This window comes from Serratia sp. CY71090 (genome assembly GCF_052166845.1).
Lineage (GTDB): Bacteria > Pseudomonadota > Gammaproteobacteria > Enterobacterales > Enterobacteriaceae > Serratia > Serratia nematodiphila.
The window spans coordinates 186629-206893 of sequence record NZ_JBJNOA010000009.1 but is presented as its reverse complement, the minus strand read 5'-3'; the positions used below and the strand labels follow the sequence as shown (position 1 = coordinate 206893).

The following is a 20265-nucleotide window of genomic DNA, read 5'->3' as shown; positions in this document are numbered from 1 at the left end:
CCCTCCGCCGGCGGTGCGGATGGCATGATTTCAGGAGAAGGTAATGACTCAGCAGGAATTCAACAACCGCCGCCAGGCGCTGTTGGCGAAAATGGCGCCGGCCAGCGCGGCGGTTATTTTCTCTGCGCCGGAAACGACGCGCAGTGCAGATTCAGACTATCCCTACCGGCAGAACAGCGATTTTTGGTACCTGACCGGCTTCAATGAGCCGGAAGCGGTGCTGGTGCTGATTAAAAGCGACGAAACGCACAACCACAGCGTGTTGTTCAACCGGGTGCGCGATTTGACGGCGGAAATCTGGTTTGGCCGCCGCCTGGGGCAAGACGCCGCACCGGCAAAGCTGGGCGTGGATCGCGCGCTGCCGTTCGATGAAATCAATGACCAACTGCACCTGCTGCTCAACGGCCTGGATGCGGTCTACCACGCGCAGGGCGAATACGCCTATGCCGATCAGATCCTGTTCGGCGCGCTGGACAAGCTGCGCAAGGGGTTCCGCCAGAATCTGCAGGCGCCTGCCACCGTGACCGACTGGCGGCCGTGGCTGCACGACATGCGCCTGTTCAAATCGCCGGAAGAGCTGGCGGTGATGCGCCGCGCCGGTGAGATCAGCGCGTTGGCGCATACCCGCGCGATGGAAAAATGCCGCCCGGGCATGTTCGAATATCAGCTGGAAGCGGAAATTCATCATGAGTTCACCCGCCTCGGCGCTCGCTACCCGTCTTACAACACCATCGTCGGCAGCGGCGAAAACGGCTGCATCCTGCACTACACCGAGAACGAGAGCCAGATGCGCGACGGCGATCTGGTGCTGATCGACGCCGGTTGCGAGTTCCAGGGGTATGCCGGCGACATCACCCGCACCTTCCCGGTCAACGGCAAGTTCAGCCGGCCGCAGCGCGCAGTGTACGATATCGTGCTGGCGTCGCTGCAGCGTGCGCTGGAGCTGTTTAAGCCCGGCACCAGCATCCGCGAAGTCAACGACGAAGTGGTGCGCATCATGGTGGTCGGGCTGGTGGAGCTGGGCGTATTGAAAGGTGAAGTCGATCAATTGATCGCCGAGCAGGCTCACCGTCAGTTCTTTATGCATGGGTTGAGCCACTGGTTGGGTCTCGACGTGCACGACGTTGGCCACTATGGCACGCCGAGCCGCGATCGGCTGCTGGAGCCGGGCATGGTGCTGACCGTGGAACCGGGGCTGTATATCGCGCCGGATGCGGACGTGCCGGAGGAATACCGCGGCATCGGCATCCGCATCGAGGACGACATCGTGATCACCGCCGACGGCAATGAAAACCTGACCGCCACCGTGGTGAAAGACGCCGATGCCATCGAAGCGTTGATGGCGGCGGCAAGGTCATAGCATGAGCGTCATTATCGTTGGTGGCGGTATGGCGGGCGCGACGTTGGCGCTGGCCATTTCGTCGCTCACTCAGGGAAGAATGGCGGTGGATCTGGTCGAGGCGACCCGGCCGGACGACCGCAGCCATCCTGGCTTTGACGCCCGCGCCATCGCTTTGGCACAGGGCACCTGCCAACAGCTGGCGCGCATCGGCGTTTGGCCGGCGCTGCGCGACTGCGCCACGCCGATCACTCAGGTGCACGTCAGCGATCGCGGTCACGCCGGTTTCGTTAATCTGCAGGCGCAGGATTATCAGGTCGATGCGCTCGGCCAGGTGATCGAACTGCACGACGCCGGGAAGCGGCTGTTTGCGCTGCTGGCGAAGGCGCCGGGCGTCACGCTGCACTGCCCCGCGCGGGTGGTGGACGTGATCCGCACCGCGGAGCGGGCGGAAGTGCGGCTGGACAACGGCCAGCGTCTGCGCGGGCAGCTGCTGGTGGCGGCCGACGGCTCGCGTTCGGCGCTGGCGCAGGCCTGCAACGTGCAGTGGCGGCAGGAGGACTATCCGCAGTTCGCCACCATCGCCAACGTCACCACGGCGGAAGATCCGCAGGGGCGAGCTTTCGAGCGCTTTACCCGCTATGGGCCGCTGGCGCTGCTGCCGATGTCGCAGGGGCGCAGTTCACTGGTGTGGTGCCATGCGCGCGAAGATCGCGCCCAAGTGGATGCCTGGGACGACGCGCGTTTTATCGCCGAGCTGCAACAGGCCTTCGGCTGGCGGCTGGGTCGCATCCTCAAGGCCGGTAAGCGGCACAGTTATCCACTTGGCCTGCTGACCGCCGATCGTCATGTCAGCCACCGGCTGGCGCTGGTGGGCAACGCGGCGCAGACGCTGCATCCGATCGCCGGGCAGGGGTTCAACCTTGGTCTGCGCGATGTGATGTCGCTGGCGGAAACGCTGGCGGAAGCGATGAACAACGGCGAAGACGCCGGCGGTTATGCGCTGCTGAGCCGCTATCAGCAGCGGCGGCAAAACGATCAGCAGGCGACGATCGGCGTGACCGACGGATTGATTCGCCTGTTCGCCAACCGTTATGCCCCGCTGGTGGTCGGCCGCAATCTGGGGCTGATGGCGATGGCGCGTTTGCCGGCGGTGCGCGACACCTTTGCCAAGCGCACATTGGGCTGGGTGGAACGTTAGACACAGAATCGGGCGCCCTGTGGCGCACCCAAAAACGCGGCGTGGCAAGGCGTCGCGCGTTATTTAAGGAAATCGAGCAGCATGCAATCATTTGACGTGATTATCGCCGGTGGCGGTATGGTGGGGCTGGCGTTGGCCTGCGGCCTGCAGGGCAGCGGGCTGCGCGTGGCGGTGCTGGAGCAGCGCCAGCCGGATATGGCGCCGCCGTCGGAGCAGCCCGCGCTGCGCGTTTCCGCCATCAATGCCGCCAGCGAGCGTTTGCTGCAGCATATCGGCGTGTGGAACGACATCCTCCAGCAGCGCGCCAGCGCCTACAACGCGATGGAAGTGTGGGATCGCGATAGCTTCGGCAAAATCGCCTTCCGCGGCGACGAGTGCGGTTTCAGCCATCTCGGCCACATCATCGAAAATTCGGTGATCCAGCAGGCGCTGTGGAAGCGCGCCGAAAGCCTGTCGGACATCACGCTGATTACCCCGGCCGCGCTCAAGCAGGTGGCGTGGGGCGAGAATGACGCCTTCATCACGCTGGAGGACGGCCGTATGCTGACCGCCCGGTTGGTGATTGGCGCCGACGGCGCCCAGTCGTGGCTGCGCCAGCATGCCGATATCCCGCTTACCTTCTGGGACTATCGCCACCACGCGTTGGTGGCCACCATCCGCACCGAAGAGCCGCATCAGGCCACGGCGCGGCAAATTTTCCACGGCGACGGCATTCTGGCGTTCCTGCCGTTCAGCGATCCGCATTTGAGCTCCATCGTCTGGTCGGTCGCGCCGGAAGACGCTGAGCGTCTCAAGCAGCTGGAGCCGGAACAATTCAACCGCGAACTGGCGATGGCCTTCGATATGCGGCTGGGCGCCTGCAGCCTGGAAAGCGAACGGCTGGCGTTCCCGCTGACCGGCCGCTATGCGCGCAGCTTCGCGGCGCACCGCCTGGCGCTGGTGGGCGATGCGGCGCATACCGTGCACCCGCTGGCCGGACAGGGCGTGAACCTGGGCTTTATGGACGCCGCCGAGCTGATTTCCGAACTGCGCCGCCTGCAGCGGCAGGGCAAGGATATTGGCCAGCACCTCTATCTGCGCCGCTATGAGCGCCGCCGCAAACATGGCGCGGCGGTGATGTTGGCCAGCATGCAGGGTTTCCGCGAACTGTTCGACGGCAACCACCCGGCCAAAAAGCTGCTGCGCGACGTGGGGCTGCGGCTGGCGGACAGCCTGCCTGGCGTCAAGCCTAAGCTGGTGCGTCAGGCGATGGGCCTGAACGATCTGCCCGAGTGGCTTGCCTGACACCTGCCTTCTGCGAGCCCGCAGCGGGCTCGCGCTTCTCGCCTTATGCCACCGCGTTTCCTTATATAACCCTTCATTTGAAATAATCTAATTTCAGCCGCTTTTTATCATTACTTTTTCTAATTCCATGTTCGGTTATCAAAAGTCCGGATCCCATGTGCGGCCATAGGTTTGTTATATAAGTTCGGCATTTTGCCGCTTTAATTGTTAATTTTGTGCCTTAAGGCGCATTTTTCCAGTGAAAAACTCTGCACACTAGCCCGGCATTTTACCGCCCCGGAACGGCGATGAGCCTATTTTAACTTATGGTTAATGTGGTCGTTCGGTGATAAGTTCGGGGGAAAGGTATCGTTTGCGTCACGGCGGTTGCACGCAGTTTTCGCCCGTCCCGGCGCAGCATTTGTGTTGAGCAGTCAGTGCGCCATGGCGATCGGGCCGCGAGCCAGGCTCCGCCGCATTGCGTGGCAGCACCCTAACTTCTAGCGACGAGTGGAAAGAGGGAAAAGATGGCAAAGCAAACCCCACTGTACGACCAGCACGTGGCGTGCGGTGCGCGCATGGTAGACTTTCACGGCTGGATGATGCCGCTGCACTACGGCTCGCAGCTCGATGAGCACCACGCGGTGCGTCAGGATGCCGGCATGTTCGACGTGTCTCACATGACCATCGTGGATCTGCACGGCGCTCGCACCCGCGAGTTCCTGCGCTACCTGCTGGCGAACGACGTCGCCAAACTGACCCAACCCGGCAAGGCGCTGTACACCGGCATGCTGAATGCCTCCGGCGGCGTGATCGATGACCTGATCGTTTATTTCCTCACTGAAGACTATTTCCGCCTGGTGGTGAACTCCGCCACCCGCGACAAAGACCTGGCCTGGATTGAAGAGCACGCCGCGCCGTATGGCGTCGCGCTGACGGTGCGCGACGATCTGGCGCTGATCGCGGTGCAGGGCCCGCAGGCCAAAGAGCGCGCCGGCACCCTGTTCACTCCGGAACAAAAAAGCGCGGTCGAAGGCATGAAGCCATTCTTCGGCGTGCAGGCCGGCGAGCTGTTCATCGCCACCACCGGTTACACCGGCGAGGCCGGCTATGAGATCGCGCTGCCGAAAGAGCAGGCGGCGGATTTCTGGCAAAAATTGCTGGCCGCGGGCGTCAAGCCGGCCGGTCTGGGCGCGCGCGACACCCTGCGCCTGGAAGCGGGCATGAACCTCTACGGGCAAGAGATGGACGAGGGCGCTTCGCCGCTGGCCGCCAACATGGGCTGGACCATCGCCTGGCAACCGGAAGATCGCCGTTTCATCGGCCGCGAAGCGCTGGAACAACAGCGCGAGCAGGGCACCGAGCAACTGGTCGGCTTGATCATGACGGAAAAAGGCGTATTACGTAATGAGCTGCCGGTGCGTTTCACCGACGCGGCGGGGCAAACCCACGAAGGCGTGATCACCAGCGGTTCGTTCTCCCCGACGCTGGGCTTCAGCATCGCGCTGGCGCGCGTGCCGGCGGGCATCGGCGAGCAGGCCATCGTGCAGATTCGCAACCGCGAGATGCCGGTCAAAGTGACCAAGCCCGGTTTCGTTCGCGCCGGCAAGCCGCTGACAAATTGATTTTTTATTGATTGATTCTTTTATTTCTTCTAAGGAGTAACCGGCGATGAGCAATGTGCCAACAGAATTGAAATACGCATCCTCTCACGAGTGGGTTCGCGCAGAAGGTAACGGCGTTTACACCGTAGGCATCACCGAACACGCGCAGGAACTGCTGGGCGATATGGTGTTTGTCGATCTGCCGGAAGTGGGCCGCAGCGTCGCCGCCGGTGAAGACTGCGCCGTGGCGGAATCCGTCAAGGCGGCGTCGGACATTTACGCGCCAATCAGCGGCGAAATCGTGGCGGTGAACGCCGAGCTGGAAAGCTCCCCGGAGCTGGTGAACAGCGAACCTTACGGTGACGGCTTCCTGTTCCAGATTAAAGCCTCCGACGAAGGCGAGCTGGCGAACCTGCTGGACGCCGCGGCTTATCAGGCCTCGATCGACGAGTAATCGTGCCCACGCCCCAGGCCTTTCGGCCGGGGCGTTTTAGTTACCGTTCAAGCTATATCCCGTATCACGCAAGCATTCAGGAATTTGTAGCAATGACTCAGACACTCAGCCAACTCGAACACAGCGAAGCGTTCATCGAACGCCACATCGGCTCTTCTGCGGAACAACGCCAGGAGTTGCTGGCAGCGGTGGGCGCTCGCTCGCTCAGCGCGCTGATCCAACAGATCGTGCCGGCGGACATTCAGCTGCCGGGGCCGCCGCCGGTTGGCGACGCGGCGACCGAACACCAGGCGCTGGCTGAGCTGAAGGCGATCGCCTCGCAGAATCAGCGCTACAAATCCTATATCGGCATGGGCTACAGCGCCGTGCTGACGCCGCCGGTGATCCTGCGCAATATGCTGGAAAACCCGGGCTGGTACACAGCCTACACCCCTTATCAGCCGGAAGTGTCGCAGGGCCGTCTGGAAGCGCTGCTGAACTTCCAGACCGTGACCCTCGATCTGACCGGCCTGGATCTGGCCTCCGCATCGCTGCTGGATGAAGCCACCGCCGCCGCCGAGGCGATGGCGTTGGCCAAACGCGCCAGCAAGCTGAAAGACGCCAACCGCTTCTTCGTGGCTGACGACGTGCATCCGCAGACGCTGGACGTGGTGCGCACCCGCGCCGAAACCTTCGGCTTCGACGTCATCGTCGATAAAGCGGAAAAAGTGCTGGAGCTGGACGGCGTGTTCGGCGTGCTGCTGCAACAGGTGGGCTCCACCGGTGAACTGCACGACTACAGCGCGCTGCTGGCTGAACTGAAATCGCGCAAAATCATCACCAGCGTGGCCGCCGACATCATGGCCCTGGTGCTGCTGACCGCGCCGGGCAAGCAGGGCGCCGACGTGGTGTTCGGCTCCGCGCAGCGCTTCGGCGTGCCGATGGGCTACGGCGGCCCGCACGCCGCCTTCTTCGTCTGCCGCGACGAGTTCAAGCGCTCGATGCCGGGCCGCATCATCGGCGTTTCCCGCGATGCCGCCGGCAACACCGCGCTGCGCATGGCGATGCAGACCCGCGAGCAGCATATCCGCCGCGAGAAGGCCAACTCGAATATCTGTACTTCGCAGGTGCTGCTGGCCAACATCGCCAGTCTGTATGCGGTGTATCACGGCCCGCAAGGGCTGCAGCGCATCGCCGGGCGCATCCACCGCCTGACCGACATCCTGGCCGCCGGGCTGCAGAAGGCCGGCCTGACGCTGCGCCACAACACCTGGTTCGACACCCTGACCGTTGAAGTGAAAGACAAGGCCGCCGTGCTGGAACGTGCGCTGAGCTTCGGCATCAACCTGCGTACCGACATCCACGGCGCCGTGGGCATCACGTTGGATGAAGCTACCTCGCGTGAAGACGTGCAAACGCTGTTCGCACTGCTGGCGGGCGACAATCACGGTCTGGACATCGACGCGCTGGACGCGGCGGTGAGCAAAAACAGTCAATCGATCCCGGCCGCCATGCTGCGCCAGGATCCGATCCTGACCCACCCGGTATTCAACCGCTATCACAGCGAAACCGAGATGATGCGTTACATGCATCGCTTGGAGCGTAAGGATCTGGCGCTGAACCAGGCGATGATCCCGCTGGGTTCCTGCACCATGAAATTGAACGCCGCGGCGGAAATGATCCCGATCACCTGGCCTGAATTCTCCGAACTGCACCCGTTCTGCCCGCCGGAGCAGGCTGCCGGTTACCAGCAGATGATCGGCCAACTGTCTCAGTGGCTGGTGCAGCTGACCGGCTATGACGCGGTGTGCATGCAGCCGAACTCCGGCGCGCAGGGCGAATACGCCGGCCTGCTGGCGATCCGCCGCTACCACGAAAGCCGCAACGAAGCGGGCCGTCACGTCTGCCTGATCCCGAGCTCGGCGCATGGCACCAACCCGGCCTCCGCCCAGATGGCGGGCATGAGCGTGGTCGTGGTGGCCTGCGACAAGAACGGCAACATCGATCTGCACGATCTGCGCGTCAAGGCGGAGCAGGCAGGCGAAGAACTCTCTTGCATCATGGTGACCTACCCGTCGACCCACGGCGTGTATGAAGAAACCATCCGTGAAGTGTGCCAGATCGTGCACCAGTTCGGCGGTCAGGTGTATCTGGACGGCGCCAACATGAATGCCCAGGTGGGCATCACCACGCCGGGCTACATCGGCGCAGACGTTTCGCACCTCAACCTGCATAAAACCTTCTGCATCCCGCACGGCGGCGGCGGCCCGGGCATGGGCCCTATCGGCGTGAAAGCGCACCTGGCGCCGTTTGTACCGGGCCACAGCGTGGTGCAGATCGACGGCGTAACCACCCAGCAGGGCGCGGTCTCCGCGGCGCCGTTCGGCAGCGCCTCCATCCTGCCTATCAGTTGGATGTACATCCGCATGATGGGCGCGGAAGGCCTGAAGCAGGCCAGCCAGATGGCGATCCTGAACGCCAACTACATCGCTACCCGTCTGAAAGACGCATACCCGATTCTGTATACCGGCCGCGATCACCGCGTGGCGCACGAATGTATCCTCGACATTCGTCCGCTGAAGGAAGAGACCGGCATCAGCGAAATGGACATCGCCAAGCGCCTGATCGACTTCGGCTTCCACGCGCCGACCATGTCGTTCCCGGTAGCGGGCACGCTGATGGTCGAGCCGACCGAGTCGGAAAGCAAAGTGGAGCTGGATCGCTTTATTGATGCGATGCTGGCGATCCGCAGCGAGATCGACCGCGTCGCCAAAGGCGAATGGCCGCTGGAAGACAACCCGCTGGTGAATGCGCCGCACGTGCAGGCGGAGCTGGTCAACGACTGGCAGCACCCGTACAGCCGCGAGCTGGCGGTGTTCCCGGTGGCCGGCGTACGCGAGAACAAGTACTGGCCGAGCGTTAAGCGTCTGGACGACGTGTATGGCGACCGTAACCTGTTCTGCTCTTGCGTGCCGATGAGCGATTACGAATAACACGTTCGGCAAAGTTTGTGTTTGGGGGACACCGCATGATGCGGTGTCCCTTTTTATTTTATCGCGGCCTATTCTTTCCGGTACGTTCCCACGATTTGAGGAGTCATCATGCAAGCGGCAATCGTAACAGCGCTGGGGCAACCCCCGGTTTTCGGCACCTTTGAGGAGCCTCAGGCGCAGGCGAATGAAGTGCCGATCGACGTTCTGGCGGCCGGCATCAAGCAGCTGGATCGCGCCACCGTCGCCGGCACTCATTATTCCAGCCCGAAGCAATTGCCGATCGTGCCTGGCACCGACGGCGTGGGCCGCACGGCGGACGGGCAACGGGTGTACTTCGCCTCTTTCCGTCGCCCTTACGGCGCGATGGCAGAGCGTAGCGTCGCGTCCTGGACGGTGCCGGTGCCGGAGGCGGTGGACGACGCCACGGCGGCGGCGCTGATCAATCCGGCCTTCGCCGCCTGGCTGCCGCTGCGCTGGCGAGCGGATCTGCAGCCCGGAGAAACGGTGCTGATCATCGGCGCTACCGGCACCTCGGGCAAACTGGCGGTTGCAGCGGCGCGTCAGGCGGGGGCCGGGCGCATCGTTGCCGCCGGTCGGCGCCTGAGCGTGCTGGAGGCGTTGGGTGTGGACGCCACGGTGGATCTGAGCCTGCAGGGCGAGGCGCTGGCGCAGGCCTTCGCGGCGGCGGCGGGGCCGGGTGGTTATCAGGTGATTGTCGATTACATCTGGGGCCCGGCGACCGAAGCGCTGCTGGCGACGCTCAATAATCACGATCTCTCGTCTTACGCCGGGGGGCGCGGCATTCGCTTGGTCAACGTCGGCTCGATGGCCGCGCCGGACATCCGGCTGCCGGCGGCGGTGCTGCGCAGCAATCAGCTGCAGATCCTCGGCAGCGGCACCGGCAACTTCCCGCCGATCCCGGAGATGCAGCGCTACGCGACCGAGATTTTGGCGCTGGCGGCGACCGGAGCGCTCACTATCGAGACGCAGGAGCACGCGTTGGCGGAGATCGCCGAGGTGTGGGATCTGAACAAGAAAAGCGACGTGCGTTCGGTGATACGCATCGCCCGTTAATCCCCGGCCGCTAGCGGCAGAGGCAGACCAGGTGAATGTCCTCCGGCTCACGGGCGAACAATTCGGTATCCGGATGTTCGATGAGCCGGCAGCCCTGCGCCAGATAGAAGTCTACGGTACTTTTGTTGGGAATGGAGGAGACGTACAGCCCGGCGGCGCCTTCTTGCGCCGCCTGCCGCAGGCAGAGCTGGAACAGCTGCTTGCCTAACCCCTGGCCGCGTTGGTGCGCGCTGACGTAAAAGAACAGCAGCTGGCGCAGATCTTGCCGCGGGCCACGCGGTTCGGTGTCCAGCGCCGCCGCTGCCACGATCTCCTCGCCTTCGAACAGCGCGAAGAACGCGCCGCCGCGATCGAAGCACGCTTCGTGGATCGGCGTATAGGTTTCCCGATCGTGCGGATCCCAGCCGCGCACATCGTAGTAGTCCGGGTAGGGGTGCAGCTTGCCATCCTGCAGGCGATACAGGGTGTCGATAATTTCGCTGCGGTCGATATCCCACAGCCGGTCGAGTTGCTGCCGTTGCAGCAGTACAGGGGCGATCATGCTCGTGGTTAACTCTCAATCTGTGGCCGGTAACTTTCCGGCAAATCGATGATAAAGCCGATGCCGCGATCGTCGAGGCCTTCGGTGACGCGCAGCTGCGCGCCGATTTTGTCGGCCAGGTTGCGGGCGATGGCCAATCCCAGCCCGCTGCCGGTCTGTTGCGTGCCGGGCACGCGGTAAAAGCGCTCAAACAGGCGCGGAAGGTGCTCTTCGCTCACCCCGGGGCCGTTGTCGCGCAACGTAATATAGCAGCCGAGCGGCGCCAGCGAGCGGATATTGGCTTCTATGCGGCTGCCGGGCGGCGCATACTTGAGCGCATTGTCCAGCAGGTTGGTGAAGATGGCGATCAGCGCATGGCGGTCGGTACTCACCACCACCTCCTCGCTGCCGTCGAGCGACAGTTCGACATCTTTTTCCAGCGCATAGGGGACGTGCTGCGCGATGCATTTGCCGATCTCCGCATAGATATCCACCGCCTCAATCTTCAGCGGAAAATCTTCCGCCTCCAGCTTGGCCAGGTTGATCAGCTGGCGCGACAGCGACGCCGCCCGATCCAGCCCTTGTTGCATGTCGCCGATGATTTCCCGGCGCTCCTGCTGCTCGCTGACCTGGGTCAGCAAATGCAGCTGCGCCAGCACGGCGGCGATCGGCGTGCGCAGCTCATGCGCGGCGTCGGCCATAAATCGTTTCTCGCGCTGATTGGCGGCGTCGATGCGCGCCATCAGTTTGTTGACCTCCATCACCACCGGCCGGATTTCCTGATACTGTTCGCTGACGTTGATCGGCGACAGATTGCCGGGCTGACGATCGGAAATGGTGCGGGCGATCTGGCGCAGCGGCCGCAGGCTGAAATAGGCGGTAAACAGCAAGGTGATGATGATGGCCGCCAGAATGCCCAGCAGCGGTACGGCGGTGCTCTCCGCCGGGTTGCCGAACAGCGTGGTGCGATCGTTGAACGATTCGCCGACGATCGCCCGGTACTGGCGATTCTCGCTCCAGCTGCCGGCGAGATGCCAATTGGCGCCGGCGTAATTGACCGAGCCGGACAGCACCGAAGGCGGCAGGCGCAGCGGCTCTCCCTGCGTTTGCGAACTGTAAAGCACCCGGTTGTCTCGATCGTAAACCACAAACAGCGGGTGATAGTCGATTTCGTCCTGCATGCCGTTATTGATGGAATCAATGTACATGCCTTCAATGGTCTTGATGATGCCGCGGTAATCGATATGGTCAGTGCCGGTTTCGTCGAGAATATTGGCGATGCCTGCAGCGACGATGCGTTGCTGATTATCGAAATATTTCTCCATGTCGGGGTAATACCAATATTTCACCCAGGCGACGAGGAGCCCCCACAATAATAAAATGGCCAGCACCTGGAAAATAATGGTGCGCATAAAGAAGGATTTGAAACCGATCATTCCGCTACTCTTTCTTCAGCAAATAACCAATGCCGCGTACGGTAATAATTCTTTCTTTACCGATCTTGCGCCGTAAATTATGCATGTGCACTTCCAGCGAGTTGCTTTCCACGCTGTCGCCGTGGCCGAACAGCCGCTGTTCCAACACCGCTTTGCGCACCACGGTGCCGGCGCAACGCATCAGTTCGTGCAGCAGGTGATACTCTTTTTTCGACAGCATCAGCAGTTCGTTATCCAGCATGACCTGATGGTTGACCGGATCGAGATACAGCGCGCCGAGGCTCCAGGTTTGTGACGCGAAGCCCGCCATGCGCCGGTTGACCGCCTTGACGCGCGAGATGAGTTCGGGCAGCGCAAAGGGTTTGGCCAGAAAGTCGTCCGCGCCGGAATCCAGGCTGTTCACCAGGCTTTCAATGCGGTCGCGGGCGGTCAGGATGATGATCGGGATATTTTGCCCGGCGGCGCGCCAGGCGATCAGCCTCTGCAAACCGTCACCGTCCGGCAGCGTGAGATCCAGCAGCATCAAATCGAACCCGCCGGATGAAAGTTTATTTTCCGCGTCGACGAGCAGGCGCACCCAGCACAAATTAAAGCCGGCCAGCTCCAATGCTCGGCACAGCGCCTTGCCTAATTGCAGGTCGTCTTCCACCAACAGTATGTTCACGTTATTTCCGCTGAGATCCTTGAGTCGCGCTTATCTAACTATAACGCTGACGGGAAGACAACGGGGAAACCTGCGCTGCCTGCACGTTCTTAAGCAAACCTTAATCTGGCTTTAATCTCGCGTTAAGGGAACGAGGGGGGATTTCAGTTATTTTGCTGCCATTCGAAATCATGGCTGAGGGAGCGAAACATGCAGACTGACGGTTCCCCGCTCGCGGGCGCCTCGCGGCGGCTGATGTATTCAGGCGTGGCGATGCTGCTCATTCTGTTGATGCTGTCGTTTCGCGGCGATGTGCACAGCCCTGCTCACAAAGGCCTGCATGCTTCCGGTTTGCAGCGGGGCCATCAGGTGGCGGTAACGGACGCCTCCGGCTGCGCGAAATATCGGATTAAAAAGCTGCTGCGTCGCCTGGCTCAGCTCTGAAGCGTTTTCTAGAGCGCCGCTCTATACTCTGACTGGCAAACGGGGAGCCTGTGCGCAGGCCGTTATTTTTATATCGCCAACCAGAGAAAAAATACGATGACGAAAGTGGCATTGGTAACCGGCGCAAGCCGGGGAATTGGCCGCGCGACCGCTTTGCTGCTGGCCCGGCAGGGCTATGCGGTGGGCGTGAATTACCTGCGTGACGAAAGTGCGGCGCGCCAGGTGGTGGCGGAGATTGAGACGCAGGGCGGTAAGGCGCTGGCATTGCAGGCTGACGTGGCCGACGAAGCGCAGGTGATGGCAATGTTCAGCGCACTGGATGCCGGGCTGGGCACGCTCAGCGCGCTGGTCAACAACGCCGGCATTCTGTTCCAGCAGGCGAACATTGAACAGTTGACCGCCGAGCGCATCAATCAGGTGCTCAGCACCAACGTTACCGGTTACTTCCTGTGTTGCCGCGAGGCGGTGAAGCGCATGGCGCAGCGTCATGGCGGGCAGGGCGGCGCTATCGTCAATGTGTCTTCCGCCGCTTCTCGTTTAGGCGCGCCGGGAGAGTACGTCGACTATGCCGCCTCGAAAGGCGCCGTCGATACGCTGACCATCGGGTTATCGCGGGAAGTGGCGGCGCAGGGCATTCGCGTCAACGGCGTGCGGCCCGGATTCATCTATACCGAGATGCACGCCAGCGGCGGCGAGCCTGGGCGGGTGGATCGCGTGAAGGACAGTTTGCCGATGCAGCGCGGCGGCCAGCCGCAGGAAGTGGCGGAGGCGATCGCCTGGTTGCTGTCTGACGCCGCATCTTACGTGACCGGCACCTTTATCGAGGCCGCAGGCGGGCGTTGAACGCATCCGTAGGGTTTTGACATCCCTCCGGATGCGAGGTATTTTGATTAAATAACAATCAAAATGTAGTTACAAAAATGTATGTTTATTTTGAATGGAATCAGGATAAAAATCACAGTAACCAGCACAAACACCGTGTCAGTTTTGAGATTGCGCAACGGGTTTTTCTGGATCCCAACCATTTGGCTGTGTTGGAAAGGATCGAGGGTGGAGAAGAACGTTGGCAAACGATCGGCATGGTCGGATCCTGCTTGCTGTTGCTGGTGGCGCATACGACGATCGAAACGGATGTCGAAGGCGATACAGTAGAGATCGTGCGTATCATTTCAGCACGCAAGGCCGATGCCAAAGAGAGGGGAAGATATGAAGCGCAAAAATTCCGCCAAAAATCTGGCCCATAGCGTACTCCCGCCGTTGACGGAGGAGCAGAAAGCGCAAATTGCTTCACTGAGTGCGTTGCCGGACGAGGACATCGATTATGCCGATGCGCCGGCACTGGATGAGGAAAAGTGGCAGGCTGCGGTTCAGGGGCGTTTTTATAAACCGATGAAAGTATCGAAAACCATCCGCATCGATGCGGATGTGTTGGCCTGGCTTCAGCGGCCAGGCAAAGGCTATCAGAAACGCCTGAACGCCGTGTTGCGTGAGGCGATGTTGAAAGAGCATGAACACGGGGAATAATGTGTGCCAGGCGGCTAACGATCCGGTGAGGTTCTCACCGGATTTTTTTTGCTGTTTTTTCAGGTAATGCGTTATCAACGCCGGCGGTCTAATTGCGGCGCTCGGTCAAAACCACACAAACGGTCATTAACGGTCATGCTGCGGAGCGTGGAATTGTGACCGTTTACCGTTTCTCTCCTGTTTACCTTAGGCGTACGCGCATCATAACTGCCTGTTACTCCACACTTTCGTAATTATTCATTTCATTTCCTTCCCGATTTTTTTGACAACTATCACATCGCGATCGTTGACCGATCGCAGGGCGATGCGCTTTGCGTCCGCGCGCAAAACGCGGCGCGGCAAATCGATATCGTAATCAACGTTGTGGAGGAGAAAAGAAACATGCTGCCTGTAGAACGTCATCGCTTTATCACCGAAGTCTTGAGCCAGCGCGGCCGCGTGATGGTGCAGGAGGTGGCGCAGCTGTGCCACATCTCTATCGAGACGGCGCGGCGTGATCTGGCCTTGCTTGAACGGCGCGGCCTGCTGCTGCGCAGCCACGGTGGCGCGGTGTTCGTCGAGCCGCCGGCGGTGGAGAAAACCTATGTGCCCGCCGAGATAGACCAGGGGGAATCTTTCCGCCAGCGCAGCAACGAGGCGCCGGAACACAAGACGCGCATTGCCAAACGCGCGCTGGAATTTATCGCGCCGGGGGACTGCCTGCTGCTGGACAGCAGTTCCACCAGTTGGTTTTTGGCGCGCCAACTGCCGGATATCTCGCTGGTGGTGCTGACCAACTCGCTGCACATCATCCAGACGCTGGCCTGCAAGGCCAATGTGCGCACCATCGGCCTGGGGGGCGAGTATTCCGCCAAGTACGAGGATTTTATCGGCGTGCTGGCGGAGCAGATGCTGAAGGAGTTCGTGATCAACAAGCTGTTTTTCTCCTGCCACGGCATCTGCCAGGACGGCGGCATCCGCGAGAGCAATGAGCACCATGCGCGGCTGAAGCAGCAGATGCTGCTGGCGTCGGAACGCAAGTTCCTGCTGGTGGACAGCAACAAGTTCGGCCGCCGCTCGTTCGCCCGCATTTGTCATTACCGGGAAATAGACACGCTGATCACCGATAGGCTCAGCGACGACGAATTTCGTCAGAAACTGGCCTGGAACAACGTCGACGTGATTGAAGTTTCACCCGCCGCGAAAAGGGCGGCGCGATAACAACAACGAAAACCCTTATTACAGCCAACACTTGTGGAGAGAGAACAATGAAAAAATCCGTACTGGTCGGTCTGTTTGCCTCGCTGCTGCTGTCGGTCTCCGCGCAGGCGGCGGACAAGCTGAAAATGGGCGTGGTGGTGAAGATCGGCGGCATTCCCTGGTTCAACGCCATGGAGGCCGGCATCAAAAGTGAGAGCGCCAAACGCGGCATCGACGCCTGGATGGTCGGGCCGACGGCGGCGGATCCGGCGCTGCAGGTGCGCGCCATCGAGGATCTGATCGCGCAGAAGGTGGACATCATCGGCGTGGTGCCGAACGACGCCCGGGTGCTGGAGCCGGTGCTCAAGCGCGCGCAGGAAGCGGGCATCAAGGTGATTGTGCACGAATCCCCCGGCCAGAAGTACGCCGACTGGGATTTTGAGCTGGTGGACGCCTCGCAGCACGGGGTCAACCACATGAAAGCACTGGCCGCCTGCATGAAAGAGCAGGGCAAGTACGCGGTATACGTCGGCAGCCTGACGGTGCCGCTGCACATCACCTGGTCGGACTCGGCCATCAACTACCAGAAGCAGCACTACCCGAACATGCAATTGGTGGGCGACAAGTTCGGCGTGGGGGAGTCGCTGGATGACAGCGTGCGCACCACCAACGATCTGATGGCCAAGTATCCCGATCTGAAAGGCGTGCTGGCGTTCGGTTCGCAGGGGCCGATCGGCGCCGGGCGCGCGGTGCTCAACCGCGGCAAAAGCAACGATATCTGCGTCATCGGGCCGTTCAGCCCGGGCCAGGGCGCTTCGCTGGTCAATCGCGGCGCCATCAAGGGCGGTTACATCTGGAATCCGATGGTGGCCGGCGAAGTGTTCGTGCGCATCGCCGACATGATGCACAAGGGGGAGAAAATCACCGACGGCATGGCCATCGAAGGCATGGGCAAGGTGCAGGTGGATGCGCAGCAGCACACCATTCTCGGCAACGCCACCGAAAGCCTGGATAAGCAAAACCTGCCGAAACTGGTGAAGATGGGGCTGTAATCATGGCGATTTCCGGCAATACGGCAACGCAGGGCGCGCCGCTTATCGAACTGCAACAGCTGTCGATGACCTTTGGCGGGCAGCGTGCGCTGAACGATATTTCATTGGCGCTGATGCCGGGGGAGGTGCACTGTCTGGCCGGCACCAACGGCTGCGGCAAGAGCACGTTGATCAAGGCGATTGCCGGTGTCTATCAACCGGACGACGGCAGCCGCATTACCCTCGATGGACAAACCTTCGGCCGGCTGTCGCCGGATCAGGCGCGCGCCTTCGGCATTCAGGTGATCTATCAGGATCTGTCGCTGTTTCCCAACCTGACGGTGGCGGAAAACATCGCCTTCGAACACAACCTGCGCGGGTTGCTGGGTTGGCATCGCCCGGCGCGGCTGCGGCGCGCCGCCGAACGCCAGCTGCAATCGCTGAGTTTCAATCTGGATCTCGACAAACGGGTGGCGGAGCTGCCGATCGCGCAGCGCCAACAGGTGGCGATCTGCCGCGCGCTGGTGGCGCAGGCGCGGCTGGTGATCATGGACGAACCGACCGCTTCGCTGACCCGCACCGAGGTCAACCAACTGCTGCGCACGGTGGACTATCTGAAAGCGCAGGGCATCTGCGTGGTGTTCGTCAGCCACCGGCTGGACGAGGTGCTGGAGATCTCGGATCGCGTCACGGTGATCCGCGACGGCAACAAAGTCGGTACCTGGCCGGCGGCGGAGATCACCGGCGATCGTCTGACCGAGCTGATGACCGGTCTGAAGCTGGACTATCGCCTGAAAGCGCCCAGCCTGAATAAGGATCGGGTGATGCTGGAGGCGGATCGCCTGAGCCGCGCTGGGCAGTATCAGGATGTGAGCTTCCGCCTGCATCAGGGGGAGGTGCTCGGTCTGTGCGGGCTGCTCGGCTCCGGGCGTACCGAGCTGGCGCTGAGCCTGTTCGGCATGACCCGGCCGGACAGCGGCAAACTCTACCTCGACAGCAAACCGGTGCGCTTTCGCGGCCATGAGGACGCGATCAAGGCCGGCATCGGCTACGTCTCGGAGGATCGCCTGACGCTGGGGCTGGTGCAGCAACAGTCGGTGGCGGATAACGCGGTGCTGACCATTCTCGATAAGCTGCGCGGGCGCTTTCGCCTGATCGACGATTACCGCAAGAATCGCATCGTGGCGGAGTGGATCGCCAAGCTCGGCGTGCGGGTGGCGGATCCGGATCAGGCGGTTTCGACGCTGTCCGGCGGCAATCAGCAAAAGATCGTGCTGGCCAAGTGGGTGCTGACCCAGCCGCGGATCTTGATCCTAGACTCGCCGACCGTCGGCGTCGACGTCGGCGCCAAGGCCAGCATCTACCAACTGATCCATCTGCTGGCGCAGGAGGGGATCGCCATTTTGCTGATCTCCGACGAGGTGCCGGAGGTGTATTACAACTGCGATCGGGTGCTGTACTTCAGCGGCGGCAGCGTGATCGGCGAATACCTGCCGGGGCAGGTGAGCCAGCAGCAGCTGGCGGAGGCGGTCAATGCGTAGGTTCAGTTTGAAACCGCGCGGCAACGAAGGCTATCTGGCCTGGGTGTTGCTGCTGACGGTCATGGTCTTTTCACTGCTTAGCGATCGGTTTTTAACGGTGCAAAACCTGCTCGATCTCAGCGAAAGCTACGCGGTGAGCGGCATATTCGCCCTCGGCCTGTTTGTGGTGCTGGTGACCGGTGGCATCGATATCTCCTTCGCCGCAGTCGCCTCGGTGGTGCAGTACCTGATCGCCACGCTGGCGACCCACTACGGCCTGGCCAGCCCGGCGGGCAGCATTTTGCTGGCGTTGGCGATCGGCGCCGCGCTGGGCATGGTCAACGCGCTGTTGATCTACTGCCTGCGCATCGTCTCGATCATCGTCACCATCAGCATGCAGGCGTTGTTGTTCGGCATGCTGATGTGGCTGACCAACGGCCGCAGCCTGTACGCATTGCCGGACTGGTGGACGCTGCCGCGCAGCGTGCTGCCGTTCCAGCTGGGTGAACAGAGCTATCAGCTCGGTTTGCCGACGCTGGTGATGCTGGCGGTGGCGCTGTTGACCTGGCTGCTGCTGAACAAAACGCACCTCGGGCGCCAGCTGTTTGCCGTGGGCGGGGATGCGGAATCGGCGCGGCGCATCGGCATCCGCGTTGGCCTGCTGCATTTGTTCGCCTATGGCTATCTGGGCGCGATGGCGGCGATCGGCGGCCTGGTGCAGGTGTATCGCATGGGGGAAGTGGTGCCCAACGCGCTGGTGGGCGGGGAGCTCGACGTGCTGGCGGCGGCGGTGCTGGGCGGCGCCAGCCTGAACGGCGGCAAGGGCAGCGTGGTCGGCACGCTGATGGGCGTCTTCCTGATCGGCGTGCTGAAAAACGGCCTCAACCTGATCGGCGTGTCCAGCTACTTCATGAACGTGGTGATCGGTCTGGTGATCGTCGCGGCGATCACCGTCACCCACTACAAGAAACGTAAAGAAACCGACGTCGGTTTCGCCTGAGGAGCGCCTGATGGGCAACAACCTGAAATTTCGTCCGGACGGGGTCGCCGTCGGTCTGCTGGCATTGCTGCTGGCGGTGGTGCTGGCCTTTAGCCTGCTGATGCCGGGGCGCTTCTTCAGCGGCGCCACCTTCACCAGCGTGGCCTTCCAGCTGCCGGAGCTGGGCCTGCTGACGCTGGCGATGTTCATCCCGATCCTCAGCGGTGGCCTGAACCTGTGCATTATCGCCAGCGCCAACCTGACCAGCCTGCTGATGGCCTGGCTGTTCATCAGCTACCTGCCGGCGGATGCCGGGCTGGGTTTGCAGGCGCTGTGGCTGGCGTTGGCGCTGGCGGCGGCGATGCTGTTGGCCGGGCTTATCGGCGCGGCGACCGGCGCGCTGGTGGCTTACGTCGGCGCGCATCCGATTCTGGTGACGCTGGCCACCATGACCACGGTCAACGGCATCGGCATCTACCTGACGCGCGGCGCGGCCCTGAGCGGCATGCCGGAGATCGTGCGGTTTATCGGCGCTGAGCGCGTGCTGGGCGTGCCGGTACCGCTGTGGATTTTCCTGGTGGTCGCCGCCTTGCTGGCGCTGTTCTTGCAGAAAACCCGGCTCGGCAAATGCATCTACATGAGCGGCAGCAACATCAACGCCACCCACTTCAGCGGCGTGAATACCCATCGGGTGTTGATCGCCATTTACACCCTCTCCAGCCTGCTGTGCGTCATTGCCGGGCTGGTGATGATGGCGCGCTTCAACTCGGCGCGCATGGGTTACGGCGACTCCTACCTGCTGCTCACGGTGCTGGCGATCATTCTGGGCGGCACCGATCCGTTCGGCGGTTTTGGCCGGGTCAGCGGCGTGGTGTTGGCGCTGATCGTGCTGCAGGTGATCGCGACCGGTTTGAACCTGATGAACGTCAGCCCGCATTTCAGTCTGGCGATGTGGGGCGCGGTGCTGATCGCGGTGCTGGCGCTGAAGTTTTTCCGCCATCGCTATCGGCAGCGGCGGGCGATGCGCCGCAGCGCGGCCCAGGCCAGAATCGCGGCGGGCCACTGATCCCTTTTCCCTTTTG

19 protein-coding genes are annotated in these 20265 nt (G+C 61.9%); 16 read left to right on the top strand and 3 right to left on the bottom strand.

Annotation, left to right across the window (positions count from 1 at the left end; all coding sequences use genetic code 11):
- Positions 1 to 43 precede the first annotated feature (43 nt).
- The 7 genes from pepP (at position 44) to ACJ8OK_RS17695 (ending at position 9907) form a co-directional block, all read left to right on the top strand.
- A complete protein-coding gene (pepP, locus tag ACJ8OK_RS17725) occupies positions 44 to 1360 on the top strand; it encodes a Xaa-Pro aminopeptidase (protein WP_004931624.1) in 1317 nt (438 codons plus the stop codon).
- 1 nt (position 1361) lies between these two features.
- On the top strand, positions 1362 to 2540 hold the full coding sequence (gene ubiH, locus ACJ8OK_RS17720; protein WP_442530768.1) for a 2-octaprenyl-6-methoxyphenyl hydroxylase: 1179 nt from the start codon (positions 1362 to 1364) through the stop codon (positions 2538 to 2540).
- 81 nt (positions 2541 to 2621) lie between these two features.
- Positions 2622 to 3824, top strand: a complete 1203-nt coding sequence (gene ubiI, locus ACJ8OK_RS17715) for an FAD-dependent 2-octaprenylphenol hydroxylase (RefSeq protein WP_033632153.1) — start codon at positions 2622 to 2624, stop codon at positions 3822 to 3824.
- Positions 3825 to 4330: 506 nt separating this feature from the next.
- Positions 4331 to 5428 carry a glycine cleavage system aminomethyltransferase GcvT gene (gcvT, locus tag ACJ8OK_RS17710; RefSeq protein WP_442530767.1) on the top strand — a complete coding sequence of 366 codons (1098 nt, stop codon included), beginning with the start codon at positions 4331 to 4333 and terminating at the stop codon, positions 5426 to 5428.
- A gap of 46 nt (positions 5429 to 5474) precedes the next feature.
- A complete protein-coding gene (gcvH, locus tag ACJ8OK_RS17705; protein ID WP_033632154.1) occupies positions 5475 to 5861 on the top strand; it encodes a glycine cleavage system protein GcvH in 387 nt (128 codons plus the stop codon).
- A gap of 92 nt (positions 5862 to 5953) precedes the next feature.
- On the top strand, positions 5954 to 8833 hold the full coding sequence (gcvP, locus tag ACJ8OK_RS17700) for an aminomethyl-transferring glycine dehydrogenase (RefSeq protein WP_442530765.1): 2880 nt from the start codon (positions 5954 to 5956) through the stop codon (positions 8831 to 8833).
- 108 nt (positions 8834 to 8941) lie between these two features.
- Positions 8942 to 9907 carry a quinone oxidoreductase family protein gene (locus ACJ8OK_RS17695; protein WP_021505720.1) on the top strand — a complete coding sequence of 322 codons (966 nt, stop codon included), beginning with the start codon at positions 8942 to 8944 and terminating at the stop codon, positions 9905 to 9907.
- A 10-nt stretch (positions 9908 to 9917) separates the two neighbouring features.
- Here ACJ8OK_RS17695 and ACJ8OK_RS17690 read toward each other — a convergent pair whose 3' ends face one another.
- Genes ACJ8OK_RS17690 through ACJ8OK_RS17680 form a run of 3 tightly spaced genes read right to left on the bottom strand, consistent with a single transcriptional unit; the run spans position 9918 to position 12527 of the window.
- The gene (locus ACJ8OK_RS17690; RefSeq protein WP_049240107.1) at positions 9918 to 10445 is read right to left on the bottom strand and encodes a GNAT family N-acetyltransferase; all 528 of its coding nucleotides are present in this window, start codon (positions 10443 to 10445) and stop codon (positions 9918 to 9920) included.
- A gap of 11 nt (positions 10446 to 10456) precedes the next feature.
- The gene (locus tag ACJ8OK_RS17685; protein ID WP_082997435.1) at positions 10457 to 11863 is read right to left on the bottom strand and encodes an ATP-binding protein; all 1407 of its coding nucleotides are present in this window, start codon (positions 11861 to 11863) and stop codon (positions 10457 to 10459) included.
- A 4-nt stretch (positions 11864 to 11867) separates the two neighbouring features.
- Positions 11868 to 12527 (bottom strand): response regulator, encoded by a 660-nt coding sequence (locus ACJ8OK_RS17680; protein ID WP_004931642.1) that lies wholly within the window; start codon positions 12525 to 12527, stop codon positions 11868 to 11870.
- 189 nt (positions 12528 to 12716) lie between these two features.
- On the opposite strand from ACJ8OK_RS17680, the gene ACJ8OK_RS17675 reads away from it, so the two are divergent.
- The 9 genes from ACJ8OK_RS17675 to ACJ8OK_RS17635 all read left to right on the top strand — a co-directional run bounded on the left by ACJ8OK_RS17675 (position 12717) and on the right by ACJ8OK_RS17635 (position 20249).
- Positions 12717 to 12950 carry a hypothetical protein gene (locus tag ACJ8OK_RS17675; RefSeq protein ID WP_033632158.1) on the top strand — a complete coding sequence of 78 codons (234 nt, stop codon included), beginning with the start codon at positions 12717 to 12719 and terminating at the stop codon, positions 12948 to 12950.
- Positions 12951 to 13046: 96 nt separating this feature from the next.
- Positions 13047 to 13793 (top strand): SDR family oxidoreductase, encoded by a 747-nt coding sequence (locus ACJ8OK_RS17670; protein WP_250602255.1) that lies wholly within the window; start codon positions 13047 to 13049, stop codon positions 13791 to 13793.
- 77 nt (positions 13794 to 13870) lie between these two features.
- On the top strand, positions 13871 to 14194 hold the full coding sequence (locus ACJ8OK_RS17665; RefSeq protein ID WP_072062332.1) for a BrnT family toxin: 324 nt from the start codon (positions 13871 to 13873) through the stop codon (positions 14192 to 14194).
- A complete protein-coding gene (locus tag ACJ8OK_RS17660; protein ID WP_004931651.1) occupies positions 14157 to 14474 on the top strand; it encodes a BrnA antitoxin family protein in 318 nt (105 codons plus the stop codon). Before ACJ8OK_RS17665 ends, ACJ8OK_RS17660 begins: the two co-directional genes overlap by 38 nt.
- Before the next feature lie 381 nt (positions 14475 to 14855).
- Complete coding sequence (locus ACJ8OK_RS17655) at positions 14856 to 15674, top strand: DeoR/GlpR family DNA-binding transcription regulator (RefSeq protein ID WP_442530763.1); 819 nt, start codon at positions 14856 to 14858, stop codon at positions 15672 to 15674.
- 47 nt (positions 15675 to 15721) lie between these two features.
- The gene (locus tag ACJ8OK_RS17650; RefSeq protein ID WP_033632162.1) at positions 15722 to 16705 is read left to right on the top strand and encodes a substrate-binding domain-containing protein; all 984 of its coding nucleotides are present in this window, start codon (positions 15722 to 15724) and stop codon (positions 16703 to 16705) included.
- 2 nt (positions 16706 to 16707) lie between these two features.
- Entirely contained in the window at positions 16708 to 18225 is a 1518-nt protein-coding gene (locus ACJ8OK_RS17645) for a sugar ABC transporter ATP-binding protein (RefSeq protein WP_442530761.1), read from the top strand.
- A complete protein-coding gene (locus ACJ8OK_RS17640; RefSeq protein ID WP_004931660.1) occupies positions 18218 to 19204 on the top strand; it encodes an ABC transporter permease in 987 nt (328 codons plus the stop codon). Before ACJ8OK_RS17645 ends, ACJ8OK_RS17640 begins: the two co-directional genes overlap by 8 nt.
- Before the next feature lie 10 nt (positions 19205 to 19214).
- On the top strand, positions 19215 to 20249 hold the full coding sequence (locus tag ACJ8OK_RS17635; protein WP_004931662.1) for an ABC transporter permease: 1035 nt from the start codon (positions 19215 to 19217) through the stop codon (positions 20247 to 20249).
- The last annotated feature ends 16 nt before the right edge of the window (positions 20250 to 20265 follow it).